We start from the raw sequence: 26,348 nt of genomic DNA on the forward strand, positions 1-26,348 counted from the left end.
AGACTGCGAACGCAGCCATGGCGATGACGGAGGCCATCGCGGCCGGTACGAACTTGGACTCGGGGTTGCCCATCTGAAAACCAGCCTTGCGGGAAGAACGGAAGGTGATGCTTCTATGCCCGTGGCAGCGCGGGCAGGCCATGTCGCCGGTCGAGCACCGTAAGTCGCCGATCGAAGCACAAAGCAAAAGGCCCCGCCGGATCGCTCCGGCGGGGCCTTTCGTGTGCCTGTCAGGCGGAGGGAGGAAGCTTACGCTTCGTCGCCCTCATCACCCTTGATCAGGTAATCGCCGGCATCGGCGTCCAGACCATGGGTTTCACCTTCGACCGAAGCGAGCGGATCGTTGCCGATCGCGGCTTCCGGGCCCTGGGCCAGTTCTGCTGCGTGCTCTTCTTCCGCCGTGTTGGCGGCGATCAGAGATTCCTGCAGGCGGCGGTAGGACGCGCGCAGGGCAGCGTCGCGGCTGGAGGCCGCCACGCGGACGCGGTTCATGCCGGCGCCGGTGCCCGCCGGGATCAGGCGGCCGACGATGACGTTTTCCTTGAGGCCGATGAGCGAGTCCTTCTTGCCCTCGACAGCCGCCTGCGTGAGCACGCGGGTGGTCTCCTGGAACGACGCCGCCGAGATGAACGAGCGGGTCTGGAGCGACGCCTTGGTGATGCCGAGAAGCACCGGCTTGCCTTCCGCGGGCTGCTTGCCCTCGGGAAGCTTGCTGTTGATCTCGAACATTTCCTCGTAGTCGACCTGTTCGCCCGGCAGCAGGGTGGTGTCGCCACCGGCCGTGATCTCGACCTTCTGCAGCATCTGACGAACGATCGTCTCGATGTGCTTGTCGTTGATCTTCACGCCCTGCAAGCGGTAGACTTCCTGGATTTCCGCGACGAGGTATTCTGCCAGAGCCTCGACGCCGAGGACTTCCAGAATGTCGTGCGGATCGGGCGAGCCCGAGATCAGGTTGTCGCCCTTCTTGACGAAGTCGCCTTCCTGCACGTCGATCACGCGGCTCTTCGGGATCAGGTACTCAACCGGATCACCCTCTTCCGGGATGATCGCGATCTTGCGCTTGGCCTTGTAGTCGCGAACGAACTCGATGCGGCCGGAGACCTTGGCGATGATCGAATTGTCCTTCGGCTTGCGGGCCTCGAACAGTTCGGCAACGCGCGGCAGACCGCCGGTGATGTCGCGGGTCTTGGCGGCTTCGCGCGAAGCACGGGCGATGATGTCGCCTGCTTCGACGGTCTGGCCGTCCTCGACCGAGAGCGTGGTGCCCGGCGCCATCATGTAGCGCGCGGTTTCGCCCGAGGCGTCATCGAGAAGGGTGATGCGCGGACGCAGGTCTTCCTTCTTCTTCGCAGAGCGCGACGAACGGTCTTCGGTCACGACGCGGCTGGTCATGCCGGTCGCATCGTCGACGTGCTCGGTCAGCGTGCGGGTATCGAGGAGGTCCTGATACTTCACGACGCCCGAGGTTTCGGTGATGATCGGCAGCGAGAACGGGTCCCACTCGGCCAGGCGTTCGCCTTCCTTCACCGAAGCGCCGTCCGTGTGGAGCAGCACCGTACCGTAAGGCACGCGGTGCATCGCGCGCTCGCGGCCTTCGGTATCGTAGACCACGATCTCGCCGTTGCGGGCGAGCGACAGGCGGCGACCACGCTTGTCGACGATCGTCGGGATGTCGCGATACTCGACGCGACCGTCAGCGATCGATTCCAGGTGGCTGGTTTCGTTGAGCTGCGCGGCGCCGCCGATGTGGAAGGTACGCATGGTGAGCTGCGTGCCCGGTTCACCGATCGACTGTGCGGCGATGACGCCGACGGCTTCACCGATGTTGACCGGGGTACCGCGAGCGAGGTCACGGCCGTAGCACTTGCCGCAGACGCCCTGCTGGGCTTCGCAGACCAGCGGCGAACGGATGCGGGCAGCCTGGAGACCGGTCGCCTCGATGGCAGCCACGGCGGCTTCGTCGAGGAGCTGGCCCTTGGCGGCAACGGTGTTGCCTTCCTTGTCGACGATGTCCTCGGCCAGGGTACGGCCCAGGATACGTTCGGCGAGCGAGGCGATGGTGGAACCGCCCTGCACGATCGAACGCATTTCCAGCGCGCGCTCGGTACCGCAATCCTCGATCACGACGACGCAGTCCTGCGACACGTCGACCAGACGGCGGGTCAGGTAACCCGAGTTTGCCGTCTTCAGTGCGGTGTCGGCCAGACCCTTACGGGCGCCGTGGGTCGAGTTGAAGTATTCAAGAACGGTCAGGCCTTCCTTGAAGTTCGAGATGATCGGGGTTTCGATGATCTCGCCCGACGGCTTGGCCATGAGGCCGCGCATACCGCCAAGCTGCTTCATCTGCGCCGGGGAACCACGCGCACCGGAGTGGCTCATCATGTAGATCGAGTTGATCTGGGCCATGCGGCCGGTCTCGGGATCGATCGGCTGTGCCTTCAGGTCTTCCATCATGGCGTTCGCCACCTGGTCGCCGCAACGGCTCCAGGCGTCGATCACCTTGTTGTACTTTTCCTGCTGGGTGATGAGACCGTCCTGGTACTGCTGCTCGTAGTCGGCAACCAGTTCCTTGGTCTCGGCAACCAGGGCTTCCTTCGATTCCGGGATGATCATGTCATCCTTGCCGAAGGAGATGCCTGCCTTGAACGCGTTGCGGAAGCCGAGCGACATGATCGCGTCGGCGAACAGCACCGTGTCCTTCTGGCCGGTGTGACGGTAGACCTGGTCGATCACGTCACCGATTTCCTTCTTGGTGAGAAGGCGGTTGACGACGTCGAAGGGCACGGTGTGCGACTTCGGCAGGCATTCGCCCAGCAGCATGCGGCCCGGCGTGGTCTCGAAGCGCTTCATGTACTGCTCGCCGTTCTCGTCGGTCTGCGGCACGCGGGCCTCGATCTTCGAGTGCAGCGTCACGGCGCCGACGTGAAGTGCCTGGTGCACTTCGGCCATGTCCGCGAACTTCATGCCTTCGCCCGGCTCGCCGGTACGGTCCATCGACAGATAGTACAGGCCGAGAACCATGTCCTGCGAAGGCACGATGATCGGCTTGCCGTTGGCGGGCGAGAGGATGTTGTTGGTCGACATCATCAGCACGCGCGCTTCCAGCTGGGCTTCCAGCGAGAGCGGCACGTGGACGGCCATCTGGTCACCGTCGAAGTCGGCGTTGAAGGCCGAGCAGACGAGCGGGTGCAGCTGGATCGCCTTGCCTTCGATCAGCACCGGCTCGAACGCCTGGATGCCCAGACGGTGGAGCGTCGGCGCGCGGTTCAGCATGACCGGGTGCTCGCGAATGACTTCGTCGAGGATGTCCCAGACTTCCTTGCGTTCCTTCTCGACCCACTTCTTGGCCTGCTTCAGGGTCATCGAGAGACCCTTGGCGTCCAGACGGGCGTAGATGAACGGCTTGAACAGCTCGAGCGCCATCTTCTTCGGCAGGCCGCACTGGTGCAGCTTGAGTTCCGGACCGGTCACGATGACCGAACGGCCCGAATAGTCGACGCGCTTACCCAGAAGGTTCTGACGGAAGCGGCCCTGCTTGCCCTTGAGCATGTCGGACAGCGACTTCAGCGGACGCTTGTTGGCGCCGGTGATGACGCGGCCGCGACGGCCGTTGTCGAACAGGGCGTCAACTGCTTCCTGCAGCATGCGCTTTTCGTTGCGGACGATGATGTCCGGCGCACGCAGCTCGATCAGCCTCTTAAGACGATTGTTACGGTTGATGACGCGGCGATAGAGGTCGTTGAGGTCCGAGGTCGCGAAGCGGCCGCCGTCCAGCGGCACCAGCGGACGCAGTTCCGGCGGAATGACCGGCACGACTTCAAGGATCATCCACTCGGGGCGGTTGCCCGAATCGATGAACGATTCCACGACCTTGAGGCGCTTGATGATCTTCTTGGGCTTGAGTTCCGACTTGGTCGTCTCAAGTTCCTGGAGAAGGTCCGCACGCTCCTGCTCGAGGTCGAGGTTGATGAGCATGTGCTTCACCGCCTCGGCGCCGATACCGGCCGAGAAGGCGTCTTCGCCGTACTCGTCCTGGGCGTCGAGCATCTCGTCTTCGGTGAGCAGCTGGTACTTTTCGAGCGGGGTCAGGCCCGGCTCGATGACGATGTAGCTCTCGAAGTAGAGGACGCGCTCAAGCTGCTTGAGCTGCATGTCGAGCAGCAGGCCGATGCGCGAAGGCAGCGACTTCAGGAACCAGATGTGCGCGACAGGCGCGGCCAGTTCGATGTGGCCCATGCGCTCGCGGCGCACCTTGGTCACGGTGACTTCGACGCCGCACTTTTCGCAGACGACGCCCTTGTACTTCATGCGCTTGTACTTGCCGCAAAGGCATTCGTAGTCCTTCACGGGACCGAAGATGCGGGCGCAGAAGAGGCCGTCACGCTCAGGCTTGAACGTACGGTAGTTGATGGTTTCCGGCTTCTTGATTTCGCCGAAGGACCAGGAGCGGATACGCTCAGGCGAGGCGAGACCGATCTGGATCTGATCGAAGGTCTCGGGCTTCGCCATCTGGTTGGTGAACTTGGACAGGTCGTTCATGGTTTTATCCCTCTAGAGGGTGAATTCTTCAGGCGGACAGGCCTTTAAGCGAAACTGGGTGGGCGAGGCGCGATACGCCCCGCCCGATCCCGTTATTCCGCCGCCAGCGCCGTATCGTCGCCGTCCTCGTTGTCGTCGTGGCTGGTAAGCTCGACGTTGAGGCCCAGCGAGCGCATTTCCTTGACGAGCACGTTGAAGCTCTCGGGAATGCCGGCCTCGAAGGTGTCGTCGCCCTTGACGATCGCTTCGTAGACCTTGGTGCGGCCGACCACGTCGTCCGACTTCACCGTCAGCATTTCCTGGAGCGTGTAAGCCGCGCCGTAGGCCTGGAGAGCCCAGACCTCCATTTCCCCGAAGCGCTGGCCGCCGAACTGCGCCTTACCGCCCAGCGGCTGCTGGGTGACGAGCGAGTAGGGGCCGATCGAACGGGCGTGGATCTTGTCATCGACAAGGTGGTGCAGCTTGAGCACGTACTTGCAGCCCACCGTGACCTTGCGGTCGAAGCGGTCGCCGGTGCGGCCGTCGTAGAGATCGCTCTGGCCCGACTCGTCGAGACCGGCGAGCTTGAGCATGTCGGTGACATCCTTCTCGATCGCACCGTCGAAGACCGGCGAACCCATCGGCACGCCCTTGCGGACGGACTGGGCGAACTCGACGATCTGCTCGTCGCTGCGCGCGTCGATCTCGGCGGTGTAGTTGTCGCCGTAGACTTCCTTGAGCAGCTCGCGCACCGCTTCCGGCGGCTGGCCGGCTTCGGGGTTCGGGTTGGCCGTGCGCCAGTCGTCCAGAGCCGCACCGATCCGCGCGCCGAGGCCGCGGGCGGCCCAGCCGAGGTGGGTTTCGAAGATCTGACCGACGTTCATGCGCGAAGGCACGCCCAGCGGGTTGAGCACGAAGTCGACGGGCGTACCGTCTTCGAGGAAGGGCATGTCTTCCAGCGGCAGGATGCGGCTGATGATACCCTTGTTACCGTGACGGCCGGCCATCTTGTCGCCCGGCTGAAGCTTGCGCTTCACGGCCACGAAGACCTTGACCATCTTGAGCACGCCGGGCGCGAGTTCGTCACCGCGTTCCAGCTTCTCCTTGCGGTCCTCGAACTTCTCCTGGATCGCCTTGACGGTGAGGTCGTACTGGGTCTTCACCGCTTCGAGCTGCGACTGCATGTGGTCGTCGGCAACCGCGAACTTCCACCACTCGTGACGCTCGACTTCGTCCAGCAGTTCCTCGGTGATGTCCACGCCCTTCTTGAGGCCCTTGGGCGCCGAAGCGGCGACCTGGCCGAGGAGCATGTCCTTCAGGCGGTTGTAGGTGGCGCGGTTGAGGATGGCGCGTTCGTCCTCGCGGTCCTTGGCGAGGCGTTCGATTTCCTCGTTCTGGATCGCGCGGGTACGGTCGTCGACCTCGATACCGTGACGGTTGAACACGCGCACGTCGACGATCGTGCCCGACACGCCCGGCGGCAGACGCAGCGAGGTGTCGCGGACGTCCGAAGCCTTTTCACCGAAGATGGCGCGGAGGAGCTTTTCTTCCGGCGTCATCGGGCTTTCGCCCTTCGGGGTGATCTTGCCGACCAGGATGTCGCCCGGGTGCACTTCGGCGCCGATGTAGACGATGCCCGCTTCGTCGAGGTTGCGCAGGGCTTCCTCGCCGACGTTCGGGATGTCGCGGGTGATGTCTTCCGGCCCCAGCTTGGTGTCGCGGGCCATGACTTCGAACTCGTCGATGTGGATCGACGTGAAGACGTCTTCCTTCACGATCCGCTCGGAGATCAGGATGGAGTCTTCGTAGTTGTAGCCGTTCCAGGGCATGAACGCGACGAGCACGTTGCGGCCCAGAGCCAGTTCGCCGAACTCGGTCGAGGGACCGTCGGCGATGGTGTCGCCAGCCTGGACCACTTCGCCCACCTTCACCAGCGGACGCTGGTTGATGCAGGTCGACTGGTTCGAGCGTTCGAACTTCTGCAGACGGTAGATGTCGACGCCCGACTTGCCGGGTTCGATATCGCCCGAGGCGCGGATGACGATACGGGTGGCGTCCACCTGGTCGACGATACCGGCGCGCAGCGCCGAGATCGCGGCGCCCGAGTCACGCGCAACCGTCTCTTCCATACCGGTGCCGACGAACGGAGCGTCCGCCTTCACGAGCGGCACGGCCTGACGCTGCATGTTCGAGCCCATGAGAGCGCGGTTGGCGTCGTCGTTTTCCAGGAACGGAATGAGCGAGGCGGCGACCGAGACGAGCTGCTTGGGCGAAACGTCCATCAGCGTGATCTGGTCGCGCGGGCTCATCACGAATTCGCCGTTCTGGCGAGCCGAGACGAGTTCCTCGACGAACGAACCATCGGTGTTGAGCGCAGCCGACGCCTGGGCGACGGTGTGCTTCTGCTCTTCCATGGCCGAGAGGTAGACCACGTCCTTCGACACCAGACCGTCCACCACGCGGCGGTAGGGCGTCTCGATGAAGCCGTACTTGTTGACGCGGGCAAAGGTCGAGAGCGAGTTGATCAGACCGATGTTCGGGCCTTCCGGCGTTTCAATCGGGCAGATACGGCCATAGTGGGTCGGGTGAACGTCGCGGACTTCGAAGCCGGCGCGCTCACGGGTGAGACCGCCCGGCCCAAGTGCCGAAACGCGGCGCTTGTGGGTGACTTCCGACAGCGGGTTGGTCTGGTCCATGAACTGCGAGAGCTGCGAGGAACCGAAGAACTCGCGCACGGCGGCCACGGCGGGCTTGGCGTTGATGAGGTCGTTCGGCATGACCGTCGACACGTCCACCGACGACATGCGCTCCTTCACGGCGCGCTCCATGCGGAGCAGGCCGACGCGGTACTGGTTTTCCAGCAGCTCGCCCACCGAACGCACGCGGCGGTTGCCGAGGTTGTCGATGTCGTCGATTTCGCCCTTGCCGTCCTTGAGGCCGACCAGTTCCTTCACGACCGCGAGAATGTCGTCGGTGCGCAGGGTGGTGACGGTGTCCTCGACGTCGAGGCCGAGACGCATGTTCAGCTTGACGCGGCCCACGGCCGAGAGGTCGTAGCGGTCGGCGTCGAAGAACAGGCCGGCGAAGAGGGCTTCGGCGGTTTCCTTCGTCGGCGGTTCGCCCGGACGCATGACCTTGTAGATCGCTTCCAGACCCATGTCGCGATTGTCGGCCTTGTCGGCCTTCATCGTGTTGCGGATCCAGGGGCCGGTGTTGATGTCGTCGATGTCGAGCAGGTCGATCTGGTCGATGCCCGCGCGGTCGAGCGCTTCGAGGTTCTCCGGCGAAACTTCGTCACCGGCCTCGATGTAGATGCGGCCCGTCGACTCGTCGATCAGGTCCTTCGACGAATAGCGGCCGAAGATTTCCTCGGTGGGGATCAGCAGTTCCTCAAGACCGTCCTTCTGCGCCTTGTTGGCGGCGCGCGGCGAGATCTTGGTGCCGGCCGGGAACACGACTTCGCCCGACTTGGCGTCGACGATGTCGAAGGCGGGCTTGGCACCGCGCCAGGCTTCGGCCTGGTAGGGCAGCTGCCAGCCACCCGAACCGCGCTTCCATGTCACGGTCTGGTAGAAGTAGTCGAGGATCTGCTCGGAATCGAGGCCGAGGCTGTAGAGCAGCGCGGTGACCGGCAGCTTGCGCTTGCGGTCGATACGCACGTTCACGATGTCCTTGGCGTCAAACTCGAAGTCGAGCCAGGAACCGCGGTAGGGGATCACGCGGGCGGCGAAGAGGAACTTGCCCGAAGAGTGGGTCTTGCCGCGGTCATGGTCGAACAGGACGCCCGGCGAACGGTGCATCTGCGAGACGATCACGCGCTCGGTGCCGTTGATGAAGAAGGTGCCGTTCTCGGTCATGAGCGGCATGTCGCCCATGTAGACGTCCTGCTCCTTGATATCGAGGACCGAGCGGGTCTCGGTTTCGGCGTCCACTTCGAACACGATCAGGCGCAGCGTGACTTTCATCGGGGCCGCGTAGGTGATGCCGCGCTGGCGGCACTCGGTCACGTCGTACTTCGGCTCTTCCAGCTCGTAGTGGACGAAGTCGAGTTCGCTGGTCCCCGCGAAGTCACGGATCGGGAAGACCGAGCGCAGGGTCTTCTCCAGGCCCGAGACGTAGCCGGTCGAGGGATCGGAACGCAGGAACTGTTCGTAGCTCTCGCGCTGAACCTCGATCAGGTTCGGCATCTGGACGACTTCGTGGATGTCGCCGAAGATCTTGCGGATGCGCTTCTTGACCGAGCGGCGATTGTCGCCGGTGGCATTTGCGGGCTTGGTGGCCATGACCTGGTCTTTGCCTCTTCGCTTCGGGGGCCGATTCGATAAGGACCGGCCCGAATAAATTTCGTCTTCGCGAGGACGTCTTGTCCGCCATCCGAAACACCAAAAGGCCGCACGGCGCGCGCGCAAAACCGGGGGTTTTGCCGATGCGGCCAGCAGCCTTCTGCGTCAGATGAAACCCGTTCCGCTTCCTTCCCGGACCGGTCCCCGCGCATGGATCGGCCTTGCTCGAAGCGGTCGAGCGAGGTCGCCATATAGGAGTGGGGCGCGCGTCTGTCAAACGAGGCGGCGCATTTCCGCGCGTTTCGGGTCGGGGAGGGGGGGGCGGCGGTCCGGTGGATGAATGGGTGTTCGCAAAGGGCGGGAATGGCTCGGGTTTTCGAGAAACGACAAGTTGCATATCGTTTTTCAATATTATTGTTTGACGATAAGGCGAATCGGGTTTATTGAATTTCGATATCGAACATATCGGAGAACGAACAATGATCTTCTCGAACCCGCAAAAGGCTTCCCGTCCCGTCGCTGCCGTTCTGGCCATGGCTTTCGTTGCTGCGTTCTGGCTGCCGACGATTTCCACCCCCGCCGAGGCGGCCGACACCGCCGTTCCGGATCAGGCCGTGCTCGTCATCGCCGCGCCGGTCGCTCCGGCGCTGATGTAATCGATAGAAAGGGGCACCGACCGATGACCAACACGATGAACGCGCTCACCCGCGACCCGCTTCTCGCCATCGCCAAGGGACTGCTGTGGTTCCTCATGGCGAGCATGGCCATCGGCGTGGCTGCATGCTTCGTCGCCATTCCGTTGCTGCTGTTCTTCCAGAACGACATCTCGGTCGAGATGGCCAAGGAAATGCCTCTGGTGCTGCCCCAGTTCTTCTGGGTGGTCAGCGGCATCCTGGTCTTCGCCGCGATCCTCTGCGGCGTGCTGTTCCGGATATTCCAGTTGCTGAAGCGGATCGTCGGCACCGTTGGCGACGGCGATCCCTTCGTGCCGGAAAACGCCCGTAGGCTGACCGAGATGGCCTGGCTGAGCCTGGTGGTGCAGCTGCTCGGCGCGCCGCTCTCGGGGCTGGGCGCCTGGATCAACCGGATCGGCGAGGGGCACACGCATGTCGAGACGATGGGCGGCATCTCGGGCAACGGCCTGCTGCTGATGCTGATCCTGTTCATCCTCGCCCGCGTCTTCCGCAAGGGCGCCGAGATGCGCGCCGAACTGGAAGGAACCGTGTGATGGGCGAAGATAGCAGCGAAGGAGGCAATATCGTGGTGAAGCTCGACGACCTGCTCTATGCCCGTCGCATGACGCTGACCGAACTGGCGGAGCGCATCGGCATCACGCTCGCCAACCTCTCGATCCTCAAGACCGGCAAGGCCAAGGCGATCCGCTTCTCGACTCTGGAGGCGATCTGCCGGGAACTGGACTGCCAGCCGGGCGACCTCCTGGGATACGAACCGGCGGTTTAAAGTGATTGTTTGAAAATCCGCCGCAGACGGATTTTGGCGGCACCGGCCCACGCCCCCACCCTACCACCCAACGGTAGTATCCTGCGGGTGGTAGGGTGGGGGCGTGAGCCGGTGCCGCTACGAAAATGCCCGCTTGGGCATTTTCCAAATATAGCCGAATCGCTTGACTTCGGGCGCGCTTTCCTTCAGAGGCGCGCCCGAACCGTTGGGTTTCGGCCCATCGTTCATCCGTCCGAGACAGTTGGTGCTCCCGATTTGCGGGGGCTTAATTTCCAGCCTAGACGGGGAACAGGAAATTTTCCGGCCCTCGCTCATGAGCGTGGTGTCCATTCGGGTTCCGACCCGAAAACTCCTTCCCCATCGCCAACGGACCCGCCCGAAGCGCATCAGCGCTTCGGACAAACGTAGCCGGCCGTGCGGAACGCAAGTTCCAAGCGGTCACATGTGAAGGAGTAAGGCATGGATCGTTTGCAGAAAGCCGATTCGGTCGCCCAGCTCAACGCGGTCTTCAACGAGGTCGGTGTGGTGGTCATCACCCGCAACCTCGGCATGACGGTGGCTCAGTCCACCGCCCTGCGCGGCAAGATCCGTGATGCCGGTGCTACCTATAAGGTTGCAAAGAACAGTCTTGCCAAGCTTGCCATCGCGGACACCGACTATGTCGGTATCGGCGACTTCCTGAGCGGCCCGACGGCCATCGCCACTTCGGTGGACCCCGTCGCAGCTGCCAAGGCCGTCGTCGATTTCGCCAAGACGACCGACAAGATCGAGATCGTCGGCGGCTCGATGGGTTCGCAGGTTCTGGATGCTGCCGGTGTCAAGGCTCTCGCCTCGATGCCGTCGCTCGACGAACTGCGTGCCAAGCTCATCGGCCTCGTTCAGGCTCCGGCGACCAAGATCGCCCAGCTGCAGACCGCTCCGGCGGCCAAGCTGGCGCGCGTCTTCGCTGCCTACGCCGACAAGGCTGCTTGAGCCCAAGCTTAAGCAACACTTTTCTTACGATTTATCCCGTTGCCGCATGAGGCGGCCTTCGGGACCACAGATCAGGAGTTATTATCATGGCCGATATCGCCAAGCTTGTTGAAGAACTGTCGCAGCTGACCGTCCTCGAGGCCGCTGACCTCGCCAAGGCTCTCGAAGAAGCATGGGGCGTGAGCGCCGCTGCTGCCGTTGCCGTGGCTGCTGCCCCGGCCGGCGAAGCTGCCGCTGTTGAAGAAAAGACCGAATTCGACGTGATCCTCACCGGCGACGGTGGCAAGAAGATCAACGTCATCAAGGAAGTCCGCGCCATCACCGGTCTGGGCCTGGCTGAAGCCAAGGCTCTCGTCGAAGGCGCTCCGAAGGCCGTCAAGGAAGGCGCTTCGAAGGCTGAAGCCGAAGAAATCAAGAAGAAGATCGAAGAAGCTGGCGGCACCGTCGAGCTCAAGTAATCTGCTGCGGGCTGCGGCCCGCGCCGATTATCGATCTTCTCGGTTTTTCCGAGCAGAAACAGGAAAGGGCGGCTCCTCGGGGCCGCCCTTTTCGTTTGCCCGCTTGACGTGCGGGGGAATCTCCATAACAAGATATATAACGCGATATGGAGATTCGCATGAACGACGTCGTGGCCCAGTGGGGCGGCATTCTTCTGGGCAGCCGCATGAAGCGTCTGGCCGAGCGCCTGCAGGGCGATGCGGCGCGGATCATCGAGGAAGCGGGGCTTGGCATCCAGCCCAGTCAGGTGCCGCTGCTGACCGCGCTCGACGGCAGCGACATGACCGTGGGGCAACTGGCCGAAGCGGTCGGTTCCAGCCAGCCCGGCGTGACGCGGGCGATCGGCCAGCTTGCCGAACTGGGGCTGGTCGAGGGCAAGCCCGGCGCGGACCTTCGCCAGCGCGTGCTTTCGCTGACACCTGCAGGCAGGGCCGCCATGGCCCGTGTGAAGATGCAGGTCTGGCCCGGCGTCGGCCGCGCGGTGGACGAGATGTGCGGTGGCCGCACGGATGAGCTACTGGCGCATATCGCTCGGATCGAGACGGCGCTGAGCGAATCCTCGATGGTCGAGCGCCATGCCCGGCTCGGCCAGCCCCGCCTCGCGATTCGCGAATTCTCCGACGCTCTCGCCCACGAATTCCACGACATCAACGCCGCATGGATCGAGGCGATGTTCCGCCTCGAACCCACCGATCGCGAGGTGCTGGAAAACCCGCGCGCGCGCATCGTCGAGCCGGGCGGCACGATCCTTTTCGTCGAGGCCGAGGGCCTCGGCATCGTCGGCACCTGCGCGCTCCAGAAGACCGGCGAACAGGCTTTCGAACTGACCAAGATGGGCGTGCGCGCGTCGGCGCGGGGTCTCAAGGCGGGCGAGTTCCTGCTCGATGCGATGATCGCCCGCGCCCGTGCGATGGGCGCCGAGCCGCTCTATCTGCTGACCAATGCGAAGTGCGAAGCGGCGATCCACCTCTACGAAAAGCTGGGCTTCCGCCACGATGCCGGGATCATGGAGCGCTACGGCGCGCGCTACGAGCGCTGCGACGTTGCCATGATCCATCCGCTTGAGGGGCGGTAATCCGAGGTTCAGCTTGCGAGGGGCAGCTTGCCGCCGTCACAGGACAAGTCACGAAGGAGGTTGCCCCTCATGCGAATGCCTTCGAGCAAATATCTGGCGAACAAGTATCTCTTGAGCGCCGCCGCGCTGGTCGTTCTCGGCGCGGGCGTGGCCGAAGCCGCGACGGCAAAGCTGCACACGATGAACGTAGATGCACCGGACGGATTGGTGGTGCAGGTTCGCTATTCCGGCGATGTCGCGCCGCAAGTGGAGGTCGTTCCGGCCGAGCAGGTGCAGGCCGCCGCAATGCCGGCGATGGCCGATCCCTTTGCCGAGATGGAGCGCATCTCCGCGGCCATGGACGCCCGCATGAGCGCGATGATGCAGCAGGCCGCCCTGGTGCAGGCGCATGCGGCCCGGATGCAGCAGCAGGCCGTCGCCACCGGAGGCGCATCGGCGGTTCCCGGTTTGGTGATGACAGGCGACATGCCGAAGGGCGCGCACGTTACCTATTATTCGTCGAGTACCGACGCCGATGGCTGTACCCGTTCGGTGTCCTACAGTTCTGACGGTTCGGGCGCTGCGCCGAGGATGACGCAGGCTGCCTCGGACGGCTGCGATGCCGCAAAGCCCGGCACCGCGGCCATTCCCGCCAAGATCGACAAGGCGGTGGAGCAACAGGTTCCGCCCAGCCGCAAGGTTTGATTTTCCCGGTCCTCGCTCAGCCCCATTCCCCCCGCACGAGGACCGAACTGACGAACGGCGTCGCGCCCCGCGCGGCGCCGTTTCCTGTATCGGCCCTTTGGGGGGAGCGGCTCACTTCAGCGATTCGAGGTAGTCGATAACTTCCTTGCGCTTTTCCGGATTGGGCACGCCGATCACCATCTTGGTGCCGGGAACCATCTTCATCGGTCCCTGGAGCCAGGTGTCGAGCGTCTGCCGGTCCCAGGTCACGCCCGAGGCCTTCAGCGCGGGGCTGAAGTTGTAGCCCGGAACGTCACCGGCTCTTGTCCCGACGATCCCGAACAGCGACGGGCCGACTCCGTTCTTGCCCGGCTCCACCGAATGGCACGAGCGGCAGGTGGCGAAAGCCGCAGGGGCGTTCGAGGTAGAGGTCTCGGGAGAAGCTGCCGTAGCGGGCGAGGCTTGGGCAGTTTCCGATGAGTCTTGATCCGAACCGCCGCAGGCGGCGAGGAAGAGCAGGGGGGCGGCAACAATCAGGCGAGCAGGTGTCATGGTTCCTCCGGCGCGGGCGGTCCCTATTCGACCGGGCGCGCGATGGGAAGTCCATGATTTGGCGCAAGTCCCGCTTTCGAGGGGCAGGAATTTCCTTTCGCTTGCGGGTCCCCTCCCCTATCGACCCTGCCGACAATGGCGACACAGCATCTTCCTTCGACTTTCCGGTCCGAACTCGGCGCCACCCTGCGTCTTGCGGGGCCGCTTGCGCTTGCCAATCTCCTGCAGATGGCGGTCTTCGCCACCGACGTGATCTTCGTCGCCCGCCTCGGTCAGCAGGCCTTGGCGGCATCGAGCCTCGCCATCGCGATCGTCGCGCTGATGATGATGGGGATCAACGGCGTGACCGGCGCGGTCGCCCCGCTGATCGCTGCCGAGATCGGCCGTCGCCACAACTCGGTGCGCGAAGTGCGCCGTTCCGCGCGCATGGCGCTCTGGGTCGCGGTGCTGTTCAGCCTCGGCGCCATCGCGATCTCGCAGTTTGGCGACTGGCTGATGGAAGTCACCGGACAGGAACCGGAAGTCGCCGGCCTCGCTGCGCACTTCCTCAAGATCGTCTCGATCGCGGTACTGCCGATGACGATCGCCAATGTGCTGCGGACGTTCGTTTCTGCGCTCGGCAGGCCGATCTTCGCGACCGTCATCACCGCGCTGGCGATCGGCGTGAACGCGCTCGGCAACTATGTGCTGGTCTTCGGCCACTTCGGCTTTCCGGCGCTTGGCCTGATGGGGTCGGCGCTGGCCAGCATCACCACCGCGACCGTCATGGTGATCGCCTATGCCATCTCCATCCGCTGCGACCGCAGGCTGCGGCGCTACCATGTATTCGGGCGCATCTGGCGGACCGAATGGCAGCGCCTGCGGCAGATTCTGGCGCTCGGCCTGCCGATCGCGGCGACGCTGATCGCCGAGGGCGGCCTCTTCAGCGGCGCCGCTTTCCTGATGGGTCGTCTCGGCGAGGCGCAACTGGCCGCGCACACAGTGGCCTTGCAGATCGCCGCCTTCGCCTTCCAGGTGCCGTTCGGCGTGGGGCAGGCGGCGACGATCCGGGTCGGCTATCACTTCGGCGCGGGCAACCGGGTCGGCGTCGGGCTGGCGGGCTGGGCGGCGATCACCGTGGCGATGATCTTCATGGTCGTCTCGGCCTCGACGATGCTGCTGGCCCCGCGCTTCATTCTCTCGGCCTATGTCGATGTCGCGGCGCCGGAGAACGCGGTCCTCGTCGGTTTCGCACTGCATTTCCTGTTCGTCGCGGCGATATTCCAGCTGACCGACGGGCTTCAGGCCGTGGCAGCAGGCGCGCTGCGCGGTATCCAGGATACCCGCGTGCCGATGGCCATTGCCCTGTTCGGATACTGGGCGGCGGGCTTCGCCACTTCGGCGGTGCTGGGCCTGTTCACGCCGCTGGAAGGCGTGGGCGTCTGGATCGGTCTCGCGGTCGGGCTGACCGTGGCGGCGGTGATGCTGGTCGCCCGCTGGCACTGGCGCGAAGAGTTCCACCTCGACCGGGTGTAACGCTCTCGTCTCATCTTGCGTCCATACCGGATGAGAAATTTTTGCCGGGTCTGCGCTTGACGGCGCTACAGGGGCGAACCATATCCACGGCCGTTGGCACTCTCTCGGTGTGAGTGCCAATTCCAGTTTCTTGCCCTTTAGTTCGTAGGATTAGGGAGATCCCCATGACTTTCCGCCCGCTGCACGACCGTGTTCTCGTGCGCCGCGTCGAGGCCGAAGAAAAGACGGCCGGTGGCATCATCATCCCCGACAGCGCCAAGGAAAAGCCGGCTGAAGGCGAAATCGTCGCCGTCGGCACCGGCGCCCGCGCTGAAAACGGCACCATCACCCCCCTCGACGTCAAGGTTGGCGACCGCGTGCTGTTCGGCAAGTGGTCGGGCACCGAAGTCAAGGTCGGCGGTGAAGACCTGCTGATCATGAAGGAATCGGATATCCTCGGCGTTATCGGCTGAGCTTCCTGATTTCCGATTTTTCCAGTTTTCTAAAAGGAATTCAAAATGGCAGCCAAGGACGTAAAGTTCGGCCGCGACGCGCGTGAACGCATTCTCGCCGGCGTCGACACCCTCGCCAACGCCGTCAAGGTGACCCTGGGCCCCAAGGGCCGCAACGTCGTGATCGAGAAGAGCTTCGGCGCTCCCCGCATCACCAAGGACGGTGTTTCGGTCGCCAAGGAAATCGAACTCAAGGACAAGTTCGAGAACATGGGCGCCCAGATGCTGCGCGAAGTGGCTTCGAAGGCCAACGACGCAGCCGGTGACGGCACCACCACCGCGACCGTTCTCGCCCAGGCGATCGTGCGCGAAGGCATGAAGTCGGTTGCCGCCGGCATGAACCCGATGGACCTGAAGCGCGGCATCGACCTCGCCGTCGGCAAGGTCATCGAGAACATCAAGGGCCGTTCGAAGGCCGTTGCCGGTTCTTCGGAAATCGCCCAGGTCGGCGTGATCTCCGCCAACGGTGACGTGGAAGTCGGCGAAAAGATCGCCGAAGCCATGGAAAAGGTCGGCAAGGAAGGCGTCATCACTGTCGAAGAGGCCAAGGGTCTCGAATTCGAACTCGACGTCGTCGAAGGCATGCAGTTCGATCGCGGCTACCTGTCGCCCTACTTCGTCACCAACCCCGAGAAGATGACGGTCGAACTCGAAAACCCGTACATCCTCATCCACGAGAAGAAGCTGTCGTCGCTCCAGGCGCTGCTGCCGATCCTCGAAGCCGTGGTGCAGTCGGGCCGTCCGCTCCTCATCATCGCCGAGGACATCGAGGGTGAAGCCCTTGCCACGCTCGTCGTCAACAAGCTGCGTGGCGGCCTGAAGATCGCTGCCGTCAAGGCTCCGGGCTTCGGCGATCGCCGCAAGGCCATGCTGGGCGACATCTCGACGCTGACCGCTGGCGAGATGATCTCGGAAGACCTCGGCATCAAGCTTGAGAGCGTCACCCTCGGCATGCTCGGCCAGGCCAAGAAGGTCACCATCGACAAGGACAACACTGTCATCGTCGACGGCGCCGGTGCGGCTGACGACATCAAGGGCCGCGTCGAGCAGATCCGTGCCCAGATCGAAGTAACCACCAGCGACTACGACCGCGAGAAGCTGCAGGAGCGTCTGGCCAAGCTTGCTGGCGGCGTGGCCGTCATCAAGGTCGGCGGCGCGACCGAAGTCGAAGTGAAGGAACGCAAGGACCGCGTCGACGACGCTCTCCACGCGACCCGCGCTGCCGTTGAAGAAGGCATCGTCCCCGGTGGCGGCACCGCGCTGCTCTATGCAACGCGCGCTCTCGAAGGCCTGACCGGCATCAACGACGACCAGACCCGCGGTGTGGACATCGTTCGCAAGGCGATCACCGCTCCGCTGAAGCAGATCGCCGAGAACGCAGGCCACGACGGCGCTGTCGTCGCCGGCAAGCTGCTCGACGGTTCGGACGAATCGCTCGGCTTCAACGCCGCGACCGACGTCTATGAAAACCTCGTCGCAGCCGGCGTCATCGACCCGACCAAGGTCGTGCGCACCGCGCTGCAGGATGCGGCTTCGGTCGCCGGTCTGCTGATCACCACCGAAGCGGCGATCAGCGAAAAGGCCGACGACAAGCCTGCCATGCCCGCAATGCCCGACATGGGCGGCATGGGCGGCATGGGCGGCTTCTAAGCCACTCACGTCACCGACGCGAATTGGGGCTGGAGAGAGCGATCTCTCCGGCCCTTTTTCGTATCCGTGATTCAAATTGGACGGATTCGTTCATCTGGGCGACAGGATTGTTCGATTTTAAGCAATTGCCCGCATGGGGCATACATTTCATCGCGCAAGACTGGCGCTTTGCCTTATTGTCGTTAACCGTTCGGGAACATGGACAAGATTAGGGTGGGATCTGCATGATCGGGGCAGACGAACTCATCGCGCGGTGCCGCAAGGGCACTCGGCGCTTCCTTCAGGTCGCGGCCGTGGCGGTCGCCGTGGCTGCCGGGAGCATGTCGCTCGGCGCCTTATCGGTGGTGCCCGCGCAGGCCCGTGATCAGGCCCGCGACCAAGCTGGCATCAGCGATGTGCAGGATTCGTTCGATTCGGTCTTCGGCACCGAGGACCGCGCGCCCCGCACTTATTCCAGCGATTTCGGCAAGCAGCTCGCCTCGGTCGCGAATGCCTCGCAGGGCCGCATCGGCGTTGCCGCGATGGACTTGTCCAGCGGCCGCATGGTCGATGTGCTCGGCAGCCAGCGTTTCCCGATGGCCAGCACCAGCAAGATCGCCATTGCCGCGACCTTCCTGGAAGGCGTGGACAAGGGCAAGTGGACGCTCTCCAGCGAATTCCCGCTGATGGTGCCGGTGCCCTCGGCGCCGTTCTCCAGCACGGTCGCCCCGGTGCGTCCCGGCACCTACATGAGCGCGCGCCAGCTGATCGAGCTGATGATCACCCGCTCGAACAACTACGCGACCGATGCCTTGCTCAAGGTCGTCGGCGGGCCTTCGGCGGTCAATGCCTGGGTGCGCCGCACCGGCATCGACGATTGGCATATCGACCGCGACATCGCCACGCTCGTCCGCGATGACGGCGCCATCGACCCGGCCAAGGTCGTCGACAAGCGCGACAGCGCCACACCGATTGCGGTGGTCGAGCTGCTCGCCGGAATCTACAACGGCAAGTGGATGAGCAAGCAGGGCCGCGACGTCCTGCTTGGCGCCATGAGCCGCACCGTCACCGGCAAGCGCCGCATCCGCGCGGGGCTTCCGGCGGAAGTCACGGTCTCGCACAAGACCGGATCGCTCAACAACACCTCCAGCGACATCGGCATCATCGAGACGCCGGATGGCCGCGCCTATGCCGTGGCGATCTACGTGACCGGGCAGGGCACCCGCCCCAACCGCGAGGCACGGATCGCCAGCATCGCCCGCACGATCTACAACGGCTATCTCGCCGAAGGGTCCTCTTACCGCACCGCTGCTCGCTAGGACCAGGCGGCACGAGGCACTAAAAAAGCGCTCCGGATCGACTCCGGAGCGCTTTTTTCATGTCCCGAGGGCCGGAACTGCGAAGCCCGGCGCCCTTCGAAGGATCAGTGCTGTTCGGTGCCGTCGTGCGGCGTGCCTTCGGCGTCGGTGACGTCGGCGGCGGCCTTCTCGGCGTCGGCGGCGATGTCGTCGGTGGTCTTTTCCGCCTTCTTCAGCGCGTCCTTGGCGGCATCCTTGGTGTTGTCGGCGGCTTCCGAAGCCTGGGCGCCGATGTCGCCGACCTTGTCACCCACGTCTTCGGCGGCTTCCGAGAAGTCGTTGGCAGCCGAGGTCGCGGTGTCCGAGGCGGCGTCCTGCGTCTTTTCCGAGCAGGCGGCGAGCGACAGGGCCGCGACGGCGGCAGTGGCAGCGATGACAATCTTGCGCATGTTTTCGGTATTCCCTCGTTTGCTAAAAAGCGTTTGCTGAAAAGACAAACCCCGTGAACCCATCCGCGCAGATGCGGGCGGCTTCGCCCCTTGGGGAGGGAAACTAGGCCTGTCGCAAATGCGTTTCAAGCAGTCGCGGGCAAACGGTGGTGGAGGGATTTGGTTCCCGTCCTTTCCCAGGCGGCGATTTCACCAATCGCGTGGCACTGCCCTGCTGACGGCCAGCCCCGGCGCTGCTAGGGGTCTTGCCATGGATTCCAAGCAGCATCTCTATCTCGTCGACGGCTCGGCCTATATCTTCCGCGCCTATCACCGCCTGCCGCCGCTCACCAACCCGGAAGGCACCCCGGTCGGCGCGGTCTACGGCTATACGACGATGCTGTGGAAGCTGGCGGACGACCTCAACAAGGCCGACGGCCCGACCCACCTCGCGGTGATCCTCGACGCCGGCAGCAACTCGTTCCGCAACGACATCTACGAGGACTACAAGGCCAACCGCCCGCCGCCGCCCGAAGACCTCGTGCCCCAGTTCCCGCTGATCCGCGACGCCACCCGCGCCTTCTCGCTCCCCTGCATCGAGGAACCGGGCTTCGAGGCGGACGACCTGATCGCCTCCTACGCCCGCGCCGCCACCGCGCAGGGCTGGGACGTGACGATCGTGTCCTCGGACAAGGACCTGATGCAGCTGGTGGGCAAATGCGGGATCGGCGGCGGCTGCGTCGACATGCTGGACACGATGAAGAACCAGCGCATCGACATTCCCGAAGTGGTCGAGAAGTTCGGCGTACTCCCCGAAAAGGTCGGCGACGTGCTGGCGCTGATGGGCGACGCGGTGGACAACGTGCCGGGCGTCTACGGCGTCGGTCCCAAGACCGCGACCAAGCTGATCCAGGACTACGGCGATCTCGAATCCGCGCTCGCGGCGGCGCCGTCGATGAAGAAGTCCAAGCTCCAGGAGCGCCTGATCGAGCAGGCCGAACAGGCGCGCCTGTCCAAGGTGCTGGTCACGCTCAAGGAAGACTGCACGCTGCCGATGGCGCTGGAGCAGTTCAAGCTCGACGCGATCCCGCCCGCGCCGCTGGCCGAATTCCTTGGCAAGCATGGCTTCACCAGCCTGCTCAAGCGACTCGATGGTGGCCATGGCAGCCCCGACCGTCCGACCCAGCTCAATCCGGCCAAGCCCGTGACGGTGGCCAGCGGCCCCGGCGAAGGCGCTGCCCGCCAGCCGCTGCCGGAATGGCCCGCGATCGACTATGCCGCCTACGAATGCGTGCAGACCGTCGAGGCGCTGGATCGCTGGGTCGCCAAGGCTGCGGCCGCGCATGTCCTGGCGGTCGATACCGAAACCTCGAAGCTCGATTCGATGCAGGCGGACCTCACCGGCGTCAGTCTGGCGATCGGCCCCAACGAGGCCTGCTACATCCCGCTCGGCCACGGCGGTAGCGACATGTTCGCCGAGAAGCCCGAACAGGTGCCGCTGGAAACCGCGCTGGCCCTGCTCAAGCCGCTGCTGGAAAGCGATGCGGTGCTCAAGGTCGGGCAGAACATCAAGTACGATCTCAACGTGCTCGCACGTTACGGCATCGCCGTCGCGCCGGTCGACGATACGATGATCGTCAGCTTCTGCCTCGATGCCGGTCGCCAGGTCGACGGGATCGGCGGCGGCCACGGCATGGACGAATTGTCCGAGCGTCACCTTGGGCACAAGCCGATGGCGTTCAAGGACGTCTGCGGTACCGGCAAGAAGGCGATCCCCTTCGGCGAAGTGCCGCTCGACAAGGCGACGCACTATGCCGCCGAGGATGCTGACGTGACCTGGCGCCTGCATGCCCTGCTCAAGCCGCGCCTTTCCGACGAGGGCGGCACGCGCATCTACGAGCGCGTGGATCGCCCGCTGATCCCGGTCGTCGCCCAGATGGAGCGCCACGGCGTGAAGGTCGACCGCGAGAAGCTGGCCGGTCTCTCCAGCCAGTTCGCCGAGGCGATCGGCGCACTGGAGGCCGAGATCTACGGCAAGGTCGGGCAGGAATTCACCATCGGCAGCCCCAAGCAACTGGGCGAGATCCTGTTCGACAAGCTCGGCTACAAGGGCGGCAAGAAGGGCAAGAGCGGCCAGTATTCCACCGACCAGTCGGTGCTGGAAAAGCTCGCGGGCGAGGGCGCCGAAGTCGCGACAAAGGTGCTCGAATGGCGCCAGCTTTCCAAGCTGCGCTCGACTTATACCGAGGCCTTGCAGGCGGCGATCAATCCGCAGACCGGGCGCGTTCACACGAGCTACAGCCTTGTCGGCGCGCAGACCGGGCGCCTGTCCTCGACCGATCCGAACCTTCAGAACATCCCGATCCGCACCGAGATCGGCCGCCAGATTCGCGACTGCTTCGTGGCCGAGCCGGGCAATGTCCTGCTCGCCGCCGACTATTCGCAGATCGAACTGCGCCTCGCCGCGCACATGGCCGACGTGCCGAGCCTGAAGGAGGCTTTCGAGCAGGGTGAGGACATTCACTCGCGCACGGCGATGGAGATGTTCGGCACGGTGGACCGCGACACGCGCGGGCGGGCCAAGACGATCAACTTCGCGATCCTCTACGGCATCTCGCGCTGGGGGCTTGCAGGCCGTCTCGGCACCGAGGCGGACGAGGCGCAGGCGATGATCGACCGTTATTTCGAGCGCTTCCCCGGCATCCAGCGCTACATCGTCCACACCCTCGAACAAGTGCGCGAGCGCGGCTATTCGGAGACGCTGTTCGGCCGCAAGACCTGGTTCCCGCGCATCAGTTCCAAGAACGGCGCCGAGCGCCAGGGCAGCGAGCGCGCCGCGATCAACGCGCCGATCCAGGGCACCAGCGCCGACATCATCAAGCGGGCGATGGTCCGCATGACCCCGGCGCTCGAAGCAGCGGGCCTCGGCCATGTCCGCATGCTGTTGCAGGTGCACGACGAACTCGTGTTCGAGCTGCCCGAAGACGACGTGGCGGCGGCATCCGAAGTTATCCGTAGCGTGATGGCGGGGGCGGCGGAGCCCTCGGTCAAGCTCGACGTGCCGCTCGGCGTGGAGATCGGCCACGGCGCAAGCTGGGGCGCCGCGCACTGATGATAAGGTGGGGAGAGCGAGGGCGGTCTTGAAACGGGCCGTTCTCGTGCGCCTTCCTGCCCCATTCACTCCGTCATCCTGAACTTGTTTCAGGATCCATCTCTCCGATAGTGCTCCGGGCAACCGGATAATACGGTATTCCGCCAATCTGGCGGCGGGGCTAGATTGACGAATGGATCCTGAAACAAGTTCAGGATGACGAGGTGGAGAACGGAGACGATTTTCATCGCCGCACCACCTCCAACCGCCCCGGAATCCCGATAAAACGAGCCTCGTCCTGAAACTGCTGCGGTGCAGCATTGTTTCAGCACCATGATCCCGTTACTCGAAAGCCTGCTTGGCGCGCTGCCCGTCTGGGCCGAGCGCTCCCTTTCTGCACTGCTGGCGGCCTTGCTCGGCGTGGCGGTGGCGCTGCTCGCCCACGCCGTGCTGTTCCGCGTGCTCCATCGCATTACCCGTCGAAGTGAGAGCGAGGCGGACGATATCGTCGTCAATCGCCTCAACCGGCCGACCCGCTGGGCTTTCCTGGCCATGGGTGTGGTCCTCGCCGCGCGTGAGACCCCGGCGCTCGAAGCGGTCTGGCAGCGGTTCGCGCCGTTCGTGATGCCGCTGCTGACGGGCTGGGTTGCGGTGGCCGTACTGCGCGCCTTCGTCGAGGCGATGATGGTGCACACCGATATCTCGGTGGAGAACAACCGCAACGCCCGCCGCCGCCGTACCCGGCTGGCGATCTTCAGCCGCATCGGCACTTTCCTGATCGTGTTCCTGACCATTTCCGGCATGCTCGCCTCGGTGCCCGGCGTGCGCGAGATCGGCGTGACCCTGATGGCCTCCGCCGGACTTGCCGCGCTGGCGGTGGGCGCGGCGGCGCAGCCCGCGCTCAAGGCCCTGATCGCGGGCTTCCAGATGGCGATGACCGAGCCGATCTCGATCGACGACGTGATTATCCTCGACGGCGAATGGGGCCGGATCGAGGATATCCGCACGACTTACGTGGTGGTGCGGCTATGGGATGAGCGGCGTCTGGTGGTACCGTCCAACCGCTTTCTGGAGGACACCTTCCAGAACTGGACCAAGACCACTTCGCAGCTGCTCGGCACGGTGTTCCTCTACCTCGACCAGGGCACCGACATCGGCCCGATCCGCGAGGAATATACTCGCCAGATCGAGGCCCACCGCCTCTGGGACAGGCGCGCCCAAGTGCTTCAGGTCACCGACTGCAAGGACAGCGCCATCGAAGTCCGCCTGTTGATGAGCGCGAGGGACGGGCCGACCCTGTTCGACCTGCGCTGCGAAATCCGCGAGACCATGATGGACTGGATTCGTCGCAACCAGCCTGAGGCCCTGGTACGGCGCAGGACGCTGCCGGTGGCGCCGGTCGAGCTGGACGCGACGGCGGGGCTGGCCGAACTTGTCGCCGCATCCGGCAATAACGATGCACGCCATGTGGGTTGATGTGAAACTATCTTAGGCATTGACCACGAGGCGAATTTGCCCGAACCCCGCGGGCCATGAGCAAAACAGACGTCGTCATTGTGGGAGCGGGGCACGGGGGAGCGCAATGCGCGCTCGCCTTGCGCCAGAACGGGTTCGAGGGGACCATCACCGTCATCGGCCGCGAGCCGGAATATCCTTACGAGCGGCCGCCGCTCTCCAAGGAGTATTTCGCACGCGAAAAGACTTTCGACCGGCTCTACATCCGCCCGCCGACGTTCTGGGCCGAGAAGGAGATCACCTTCAAGCTCGGCACCGAAGTCGTGAAGGTCGATCCCGAAGCGCATGAACTGACGCTCTCGAACGGCGAGACCCATGGCTACGGCAAGCTGGTCTGGGCGACCGGCGGCGATCCGCGCCGGCTCTCGTGCTCGGGCGGGGACCTCGCAGGCGTCCATGCCGTGCGCACCCGCGAGGATTGCGACACGCTGATGGCCGAAGTCGATGCAGGCACCAAGAACGTGGTCGTGATCGGCGGCGGCTATATTGGCCTCGAAGCGGCGGCGGTGCTGTCCAAGCTCGGCCTCAAGGTCACGCTGCTGGAAGCGCTGCCGCGCGTGCTGGCGCGCGTGGCGGGTGAGGAGCTTTCGACCTTTTACCAGGGCGAGCACCGCGACCACGGCGTCGATCTGCGCACCGGCGTCGCGGTGGAGTGCCTCGAAGGCGATGGCCATAAGGTGACCGGCGTGAAGCTGGCGGATGGCGAAGTGCTCGCGGCCGAGGCGGTGATCGTCGGCATCGGTATCGTTCCGGCCGTCGGGCCGCTGATCCTCGCCGGTGCGGCAGGGGCCAACGGCGTCGATGTGGACGAATATTGCCGCACTTCGTTGCCCGACATCTACGCGATCGGCGACTGCGCCGCTTTCGCCTGCGACTTTGCGGGCGGCACGGTGATGCGGGTGGAATCGGTGCAGAACGCCAACGATATGGGCACTTGCGTGGCCAAGGCGATCTGCGGCGATGAAAAGCCTTACAAGGCCTTCCCGTGGTTCTGGTCCAACCAGTACGACCTGAAACTCCAGACTGCGGGTATCAACCTCGGTTTCGACCAGACGGTGATCCGCGGCAAGCCTGAGGATCGCAGCTTCTCGGTGATCTACTTGAAGGAAGGCAAAGTCCTCGCGCTCGACTGCGTGAACATGGTCAAGGACTACGTTCAGGGCCGCAAGCTGGTCGAGGCAGGGGCAAAACCTGACCTTGCCGCGCTGGCGGACAAGGACAAGCCGCTCAAGGAACTGTTGTAAATTCGGGAAAATCCTCCCCGCCGCCGGGCGGGGAGGTCTCCAGGCGCCGGGCTGCCCACTGCGCGGCTTCCGCGACGGCGGGGTCGGGGTCGGCCAGCAGCGGCGAGATTTGCGCCATCAGCGCGGCATCGCCGCTGTTTCCCGCCGCATAGAGGCAGTTGCGCACGAAGCGGTCGCGCCCGATCCGCTTGATCGGCGAGCCGGAGAACAGCTTGCGAAAGCCCGCATCGTCCAGAGTCAGCAGGTCAGCGAGATGCGGGGCGGTCAGTTCCGCGCGGGGCAGGAAGGCCTTCAAGCGGTGTGCGGTCTCGGCGAACTTGTTCCACGGGCATACGGCGAGACAATCGTCGCAGCCATAGATGCGGTTGCCCAGACCCTCGCGGAATTCCTCGGGAATCGGCCCCTTGTGTTCGATGGTGAGGTAGCTGACGCAGCGCTGCGCATCGAGGCGATAGGGCGCGGGAAAGGCCTGGGTCGGGCAGGCGTCCTGACAGGCCCGGCAGGACCCGCAGCGGTCGCGGCCCTCGCTGGAGAGCGGCAGGTCCAGCGTGGTGTAGATCTCGCCGAGGAACAGCCAGGAGCCGTGATCGCGGCTGACCATATTGGTATGCTTGCCCTGCCAGCCCAGCCCGGCGGCGGCGGCCAGCGGCTTTTCCATGACCGGCGCAGTATCGGTGAAGACCTTGACCCCGGCAGGACCCAGCCCGCGCTTGTCGGCTTCCGAGACCAGCCAGCGGGCGAGGTTCTTCAGCGCCTTCTTCACCCAGTCGTGATAGTCCGCGCCTTGCGCATAGACCGAGATGCGGCCCACGTCCGGCACTTCGGCAAGGACCAGCGGATCGCTTGCGGGCGCATAGCTCATGCCCAGCGCGATCACCCGCCGTGCCTCTGGCCAGAGTCCCTGCGGCGAGCGGCGATGATGGGCGCGGTCGGCCATCCATTCCATTGATCCGTGCATGCCCTCGGCCAGCCAGGAATCGAGCCGCGCCGCGCGCTCCGGGTCCTCTTCGGCCGAAGCGATGCCGAAGGCGCAGAACCCCAGTTCCCGGGCTTGGGCCTCGAGATCGCGGGTCAGGGCATTCAGCGCATCGTTAACCAAGCTTGCGGACTTT

At 64.4% G+C, this 26,348-nt stretch carries 19 protein-coding genes; 14 read left to right on the forward strand and 5 right to left on the reverse strand.

Annotated elements, in window-relative coordinates; translation table 11 throughout:
* Positions 1-249 precede the first annotated feature (249 nt).
* Both rpoC and rpoB read right to left on the reverse strand, forming a co-directional pair.
* Positions 250-4,542: a DNA-directed RNA polymerase subunit beta' gene (rpoC, locus tag ACZ1II_RS08810; RefSeq protein ID WP_465146085.1), complete on the reverse strand. Its 4,293-nt coding sequence runs from the start codon at positions 4,540-4,542 to the stop codon at positions 250-252.
* A 92-nt stretch (positions 4,543-4,634) separates the two neighbouring features.
* The gene (gene rpoB, locus ACZ1II_RS08815) at positions 4,635-8,804 is read right to left on the reverse strand and encodes a DNA-directed RNA polymerase subunit beta (RefSeq protein WP_465146086.1); all 4,170 of its coding nucleotides are present in this window, start codon (positions 8,802-8,804) and stop codon (positions 4,635-4,637) included.
* A 479-nt stretch (positions 8,805-9,283) separates the two neighbouring features.
* Between rpoB and ACZ1II_RS08820 the strand changes: the two genes are divergently transcribed.
* The 7 genes from ACZ1II_RS08820 (at position 9,284) to ACZ1II_RS08850 (ending at position 13,494) form a co-directional block, all read left to right on the forward strand.
* Positions 9,284-9,460 carry a hypothetical protein gene (locus ACZ1II_RS08820; RefSeq protein WP_465146087.1) on the forward strand — a complete coding sequence of 59 codons (177 nt, stop codon included), beginning with the start codon at positions 9,284-9,286 and terminating at the stop codon, positions 9,458-9,460.
* A 23-nt stretch (positions 9,461-9,483) separates the two neighbouring features.
* Entirely contained in the window at positions 9,484-10,032 is a 549-nt protein-coding gene (locus ACZ1II_RS08825) for a DUF2975 domain-containing protein (protein WP_465146088.1), read from the forward strand.
* A complete protein-coding gene (locus ACZ1II_RS08830; protein ID WP_465146089.1) occupies positions 10,032-10,265 on the forward strand; it encodes a helix-turn-helix domain-containing protein in 234 nt (77 codons plus the stop codon). The genes ACZ1II_RS08825 and ACZ1II_RS08830 overlap by 1 nt, the downstream gene beginning before the upstream one ends.
* Positions 10,266-10,724: 459 nt before the next feature.
* Positions 10,725-11,237, forward strand: a complete 513-nt coding sequence (gene rplJ / locus ACZ1II_RS08835; protein WP_147216378.1) for a 50S ribosomal protein L10 — start codon at positions 10,725-10,727, stop codon at positions 11,235-11,237.
* A gap of 86 nt (positions 11,238-11,323) precedes the next feature.
* Positions 11,324-11,695 (forward strand): 50S ribosomal protein L7/L12, encoded by a 372-nt coding sequence (gene rplL / locus ACZ1II_RS08840; protein WP_021232876.1) that lies wholly within the window; start codon positions 11,324-11,326, stop codon positions 11,693-11,695.
* A 158-nt stretch (positions 11,696-11,853) separates the two neighbouring features.
* Positions 11,854-12,810, forward strand: coding sequence for a bifunctional helix-turn-helix transcriptional regulator/GNAT family N-acetyltransferase (locus ACZ1II_RS08845; protein WP_465146090.1), 957 nt, complete (start codon positions 11,854-11,856; stop codon positions 12,808-12,810).
* Between the two features lie 69 nt (positions 12,811-12,879).
* Entirely contained in the window at positions 12,880-13,494 is a 615-nt protein-coding gene (locus ACZ1II_RS08850) for a hypothetical protein (protein ID WP_465146091.1), read from the forward strand.
* Between the two features lie 111 nt (positions 13,495-13,605).
* On the opposite strand, the gene ACZ1II_RS08855 is transcribed toward ACZ1II_RS08850, so the two are convergent.
* The gene (locus ACZ1II_RS08855; protein WP_465146092.1) at positions 13,606-14,025 is read right to left on the reverse strand and encodes a c-type cytochrome; all 420 of its coding nucleotides are present in this window, start codon (positions 14,023-14,025) and stop codon (positions 13,606-13,608) included.
* Positions 14,026-14,160: 135 nt separating this feature from the next.
* On the opposite strand from ACZ1II_RS08855, the gene ACZ1II_RS08860 reads away from it, so the two are divergent.
* The 4 genes from ACZ1II_RS08860 (at position 14,161) to ACZ1II_RS08875 (ending at position 18,979) form a co-directional block, all read left to right on the forward strand.
* Positions 14,161-15,540, forward strand: coding sequence for an MATE family efflux transporter (locus ACZ1II_RS08860; protein WP_465146093.1), 1,380 nt, complete (start codon positions 14,161-14,163; stop codon positions 15,538-15,540).
* 164 nt (positions 15,541-15,704) lie between these two features.
* On the forward strand, positions 15,705-15,992 hold the full coding sequence (groES, locus tag ACZ1II_RS08865; protein ID WP_086492655.1) for a co-chaperone GroES: 288 nt from the start codon (positions 15,705-15,707) through the stop codon (positions 15,990-15,992).
* Positions 15,993-16,037: 45 nt separating this feature from the next.
* Complete coding sequence (gene groL / locus ACZ1II_RS08870) at positions 16,038-17,681, forward strand: chaperonin GroEL (protein ID WP_147216387.1); 1,644 nt, start codon at positions 16,038-16,040, stop codon at positions 17,679-17,681.
* A gap of 320 nt (positions 17,682-18,001) precedes the next feature.
* The gene (locus tag ACZ1II_RS08875; protein ID WP_465147267.1) at positions 18,002-18,979 is read left to right on the forward strand and encodes a serine hydrolase; all 978 of its coding nucleotides are present in this window, start codon (positions 18,002-18,004) and stop codon (positions 18,977-18,979) included.
* A gap of 104 nt (positions 18,980-19,083) precedes the next feature.
* Here ACZ1II_RS08875 and ACZ1II_RS08880 read toward each other — a convergent pair whose 3' ends face one another.
* Entirely contained in the window at positions 19,084-19,407 is a 324-nt protein-coding gene (locus ACZ1II_RS08880) for a hypothetical protein (RefSeq protein ID WP_465146094.1), read from the reverse strand.
* A gap of 250 nt (positions 19,408-19,657) precedes the next feature.
* Here ACZ1II_RS08880 and polA point away from each other — a divergent pair, with 250 nt between their 5' ends.
* From polA to ACZ1II_RS08895, 3 genes are all read left to right on the forward strand, one after another.
* A complete protein-coding gene (polA, locus tag ACZ1II_RS08885) occupies positions 19,658-22,498 on the forward strand; it encodes a DNA polymerase I (protein ID WP_465146095.1) in 2,841 nt (946 codons plus the stop codon).
* Positions 22,499-22,810: 312 nt separating this feature from the next.
* On the forward strand, positions 22,811-23,953 hold the full coding sequence (locus ACZ1II_RS08890) for a mechanosensitive ion channel family protein (RefSeq protein ID WP_465146096.1): 1,143 nt from the start codon (positions 22,811-22,813) through the stop codon (positions 23,951-23,953).
* A gap of 56 nt (positions 23,954-24,009) precedes the next feature.
* Entirely contained in the window at positions 24,010-25,236 is a 1,227-nt protein-coding gene (locus ACZ1II_RS08895) for an NAD(P)/FAD-dependent oxidoreductase (RefSeq protein ID WP_465146097.1), read from the forward strand.
* On the opposite strand, the gene queG is transcribed toward ACZ1II_RS08895, so the two are convergent.
* Entirely contained in the window at positions 25,220-26,335 is a 1,116-nt protein-coding gene (queG, locus tag ACZ1II_RS08900) for a tRNA epoxyqueuosine(34) reductase QueG (protein ID WP_465146098.1), read from the reverse strand. The genes ACZ1II_RS08895 and queG overlap by 17 nt on opposite strands.
* Positions 26,336-26,348: the final 13 nt, after the last annotated feature.

Source organism: Novosphingobium sp. BL-S-20, assembly GCF_055521635.1.

Excerpts from the sequence above, each read along its gene's own strand:
- rpoC (WP_465146085.1), bottom strand. The coding sequence starts at position 4,542 with ATGAACGACCTGTCCAAGTTCACCAACCAGATGGCGAAGCCCGAGACC.
- rpoB (WP_465146086.1), bottom strand. The coding sequence starts at position 8,804 with ATGGCCACCAAGCCCGCAAATGCCACCGGCGACAATCGCCGCTCGGTC.
- ACZ1II_RS08890 (WP_465146096.1), top strand. The coding sequence starts at position 22,811 with ATGATCCCGTTACTCGAAAGCCTGCTTGGCGCGCTGCCCGTCTGGGCC.
- ACZ1II_RS08895 (WP_465146097.1), top strand. The coding sequence starts at position 24,010 with ATGAGCAAAACAGACGTCGTCATTGTGGGAGCGGGGCACGGGGGAGCG.
- ACZ1II_RS08880 (WP_465146094.1), bottom strand. The coding sequence starts at position 19,407 with ATGCGCAAGATTGTCATCGCTGCCACTGCCGCCGTCGCGGCCCTGTCG.
- ACZ1II_RS08845 (WP_465146090.1), top strand. The coding sequence starts at position 11,854 with ATGAACGACGTCGTGGCCCAGTGGGGCGGCATTCTTCTGGGCAGCCGC.
- polA (WP_465146095.1), top strand. The coding sequence starts at position 19,658 with ATGGATTCCAAGCAGCATCTCTATCTCGTCGACGGCTCGGCCTATATC.
- ACZ1II_RS08830 (WP_465146089.1), top strand. The coding sequence starts at position 10,032 with ATGGGCGAAGATAGCAGCGAAGGAGGCAATATCGTGGTGAAGCTCGAC.
- ACZ1II_RS08825 (WP_465146088.1), top strand. The coding sequence starts at position 9,484 with ATGACCAACACGATGAACGCGCTCACCCGCGACCCGCTTCTCGCCATC.
- ACZ1II_RS08860 (WP_465146093.1), top strand. The coding sequence starts at position 14,161 with ATGGCGACACAGCATCTTCCTTCGACTTTCCGGTCCGAACTCGGCGCC.
- groES (WP_086492655.1), top strand. The coding sequence starts at position 15,705 with ATGACTTTCCGCCCGCTGCACGACCGTGTTCTCGTGCGCCGCGTCGAG.
- groL (WP_147216387.1), top strand. The coding sequence starts at position 16,038 with ATGGCAGCCAAGGACGTAAAGTTCGGCCGCGACGCGCGTGAACGCATT.
- rplJ (WP_147216378.1), top strand. The coding sequence starts at position 10,725 with ATGGATCGTTTGCAGAAAGCCGATTCGGTCGCCCAGCTCAACGCGGTC.
- ACZ1II_RS08855 (WP_465146092.1), bottom strand. The coding sequence starts at position 14,025 with ATGACACCTGCTCGCCTGATTGTTGCCGCCCCCCTGCTCTTCCTCGCC.
- ACZ1II_RS08850 (WP_465146091.1), top strand. The coding sequence starts at position 12,880 with ATGCGAATGCCTTCGAGCAAATATCTGGCGAACAAGTATCTCTTGAGC.
- ACZ1II_RS08820 (WP_465146087.1), top strand. The coding sequence starts at position 9,284 with ATGATCTTCTCGAACCCGCAAAAGGCTTCCCGTCCCGTCGCTGCCGTT.
- rplL (WP_021232876.1), top strand. The coding sequence starts at position 11,324 with ATGGCCGATATCGCCAAGCTTGTTGAAGAACTGTCGCAGCTGACCGTC.
- ACZ1II_RS08875 (WP_465147267.1), top strand. The coding sequence starts at position 18,002 with ATGTCGCTCGGCGCCTTATCGGTGGTGCCCGCGCAGGCCCGTGATCAG.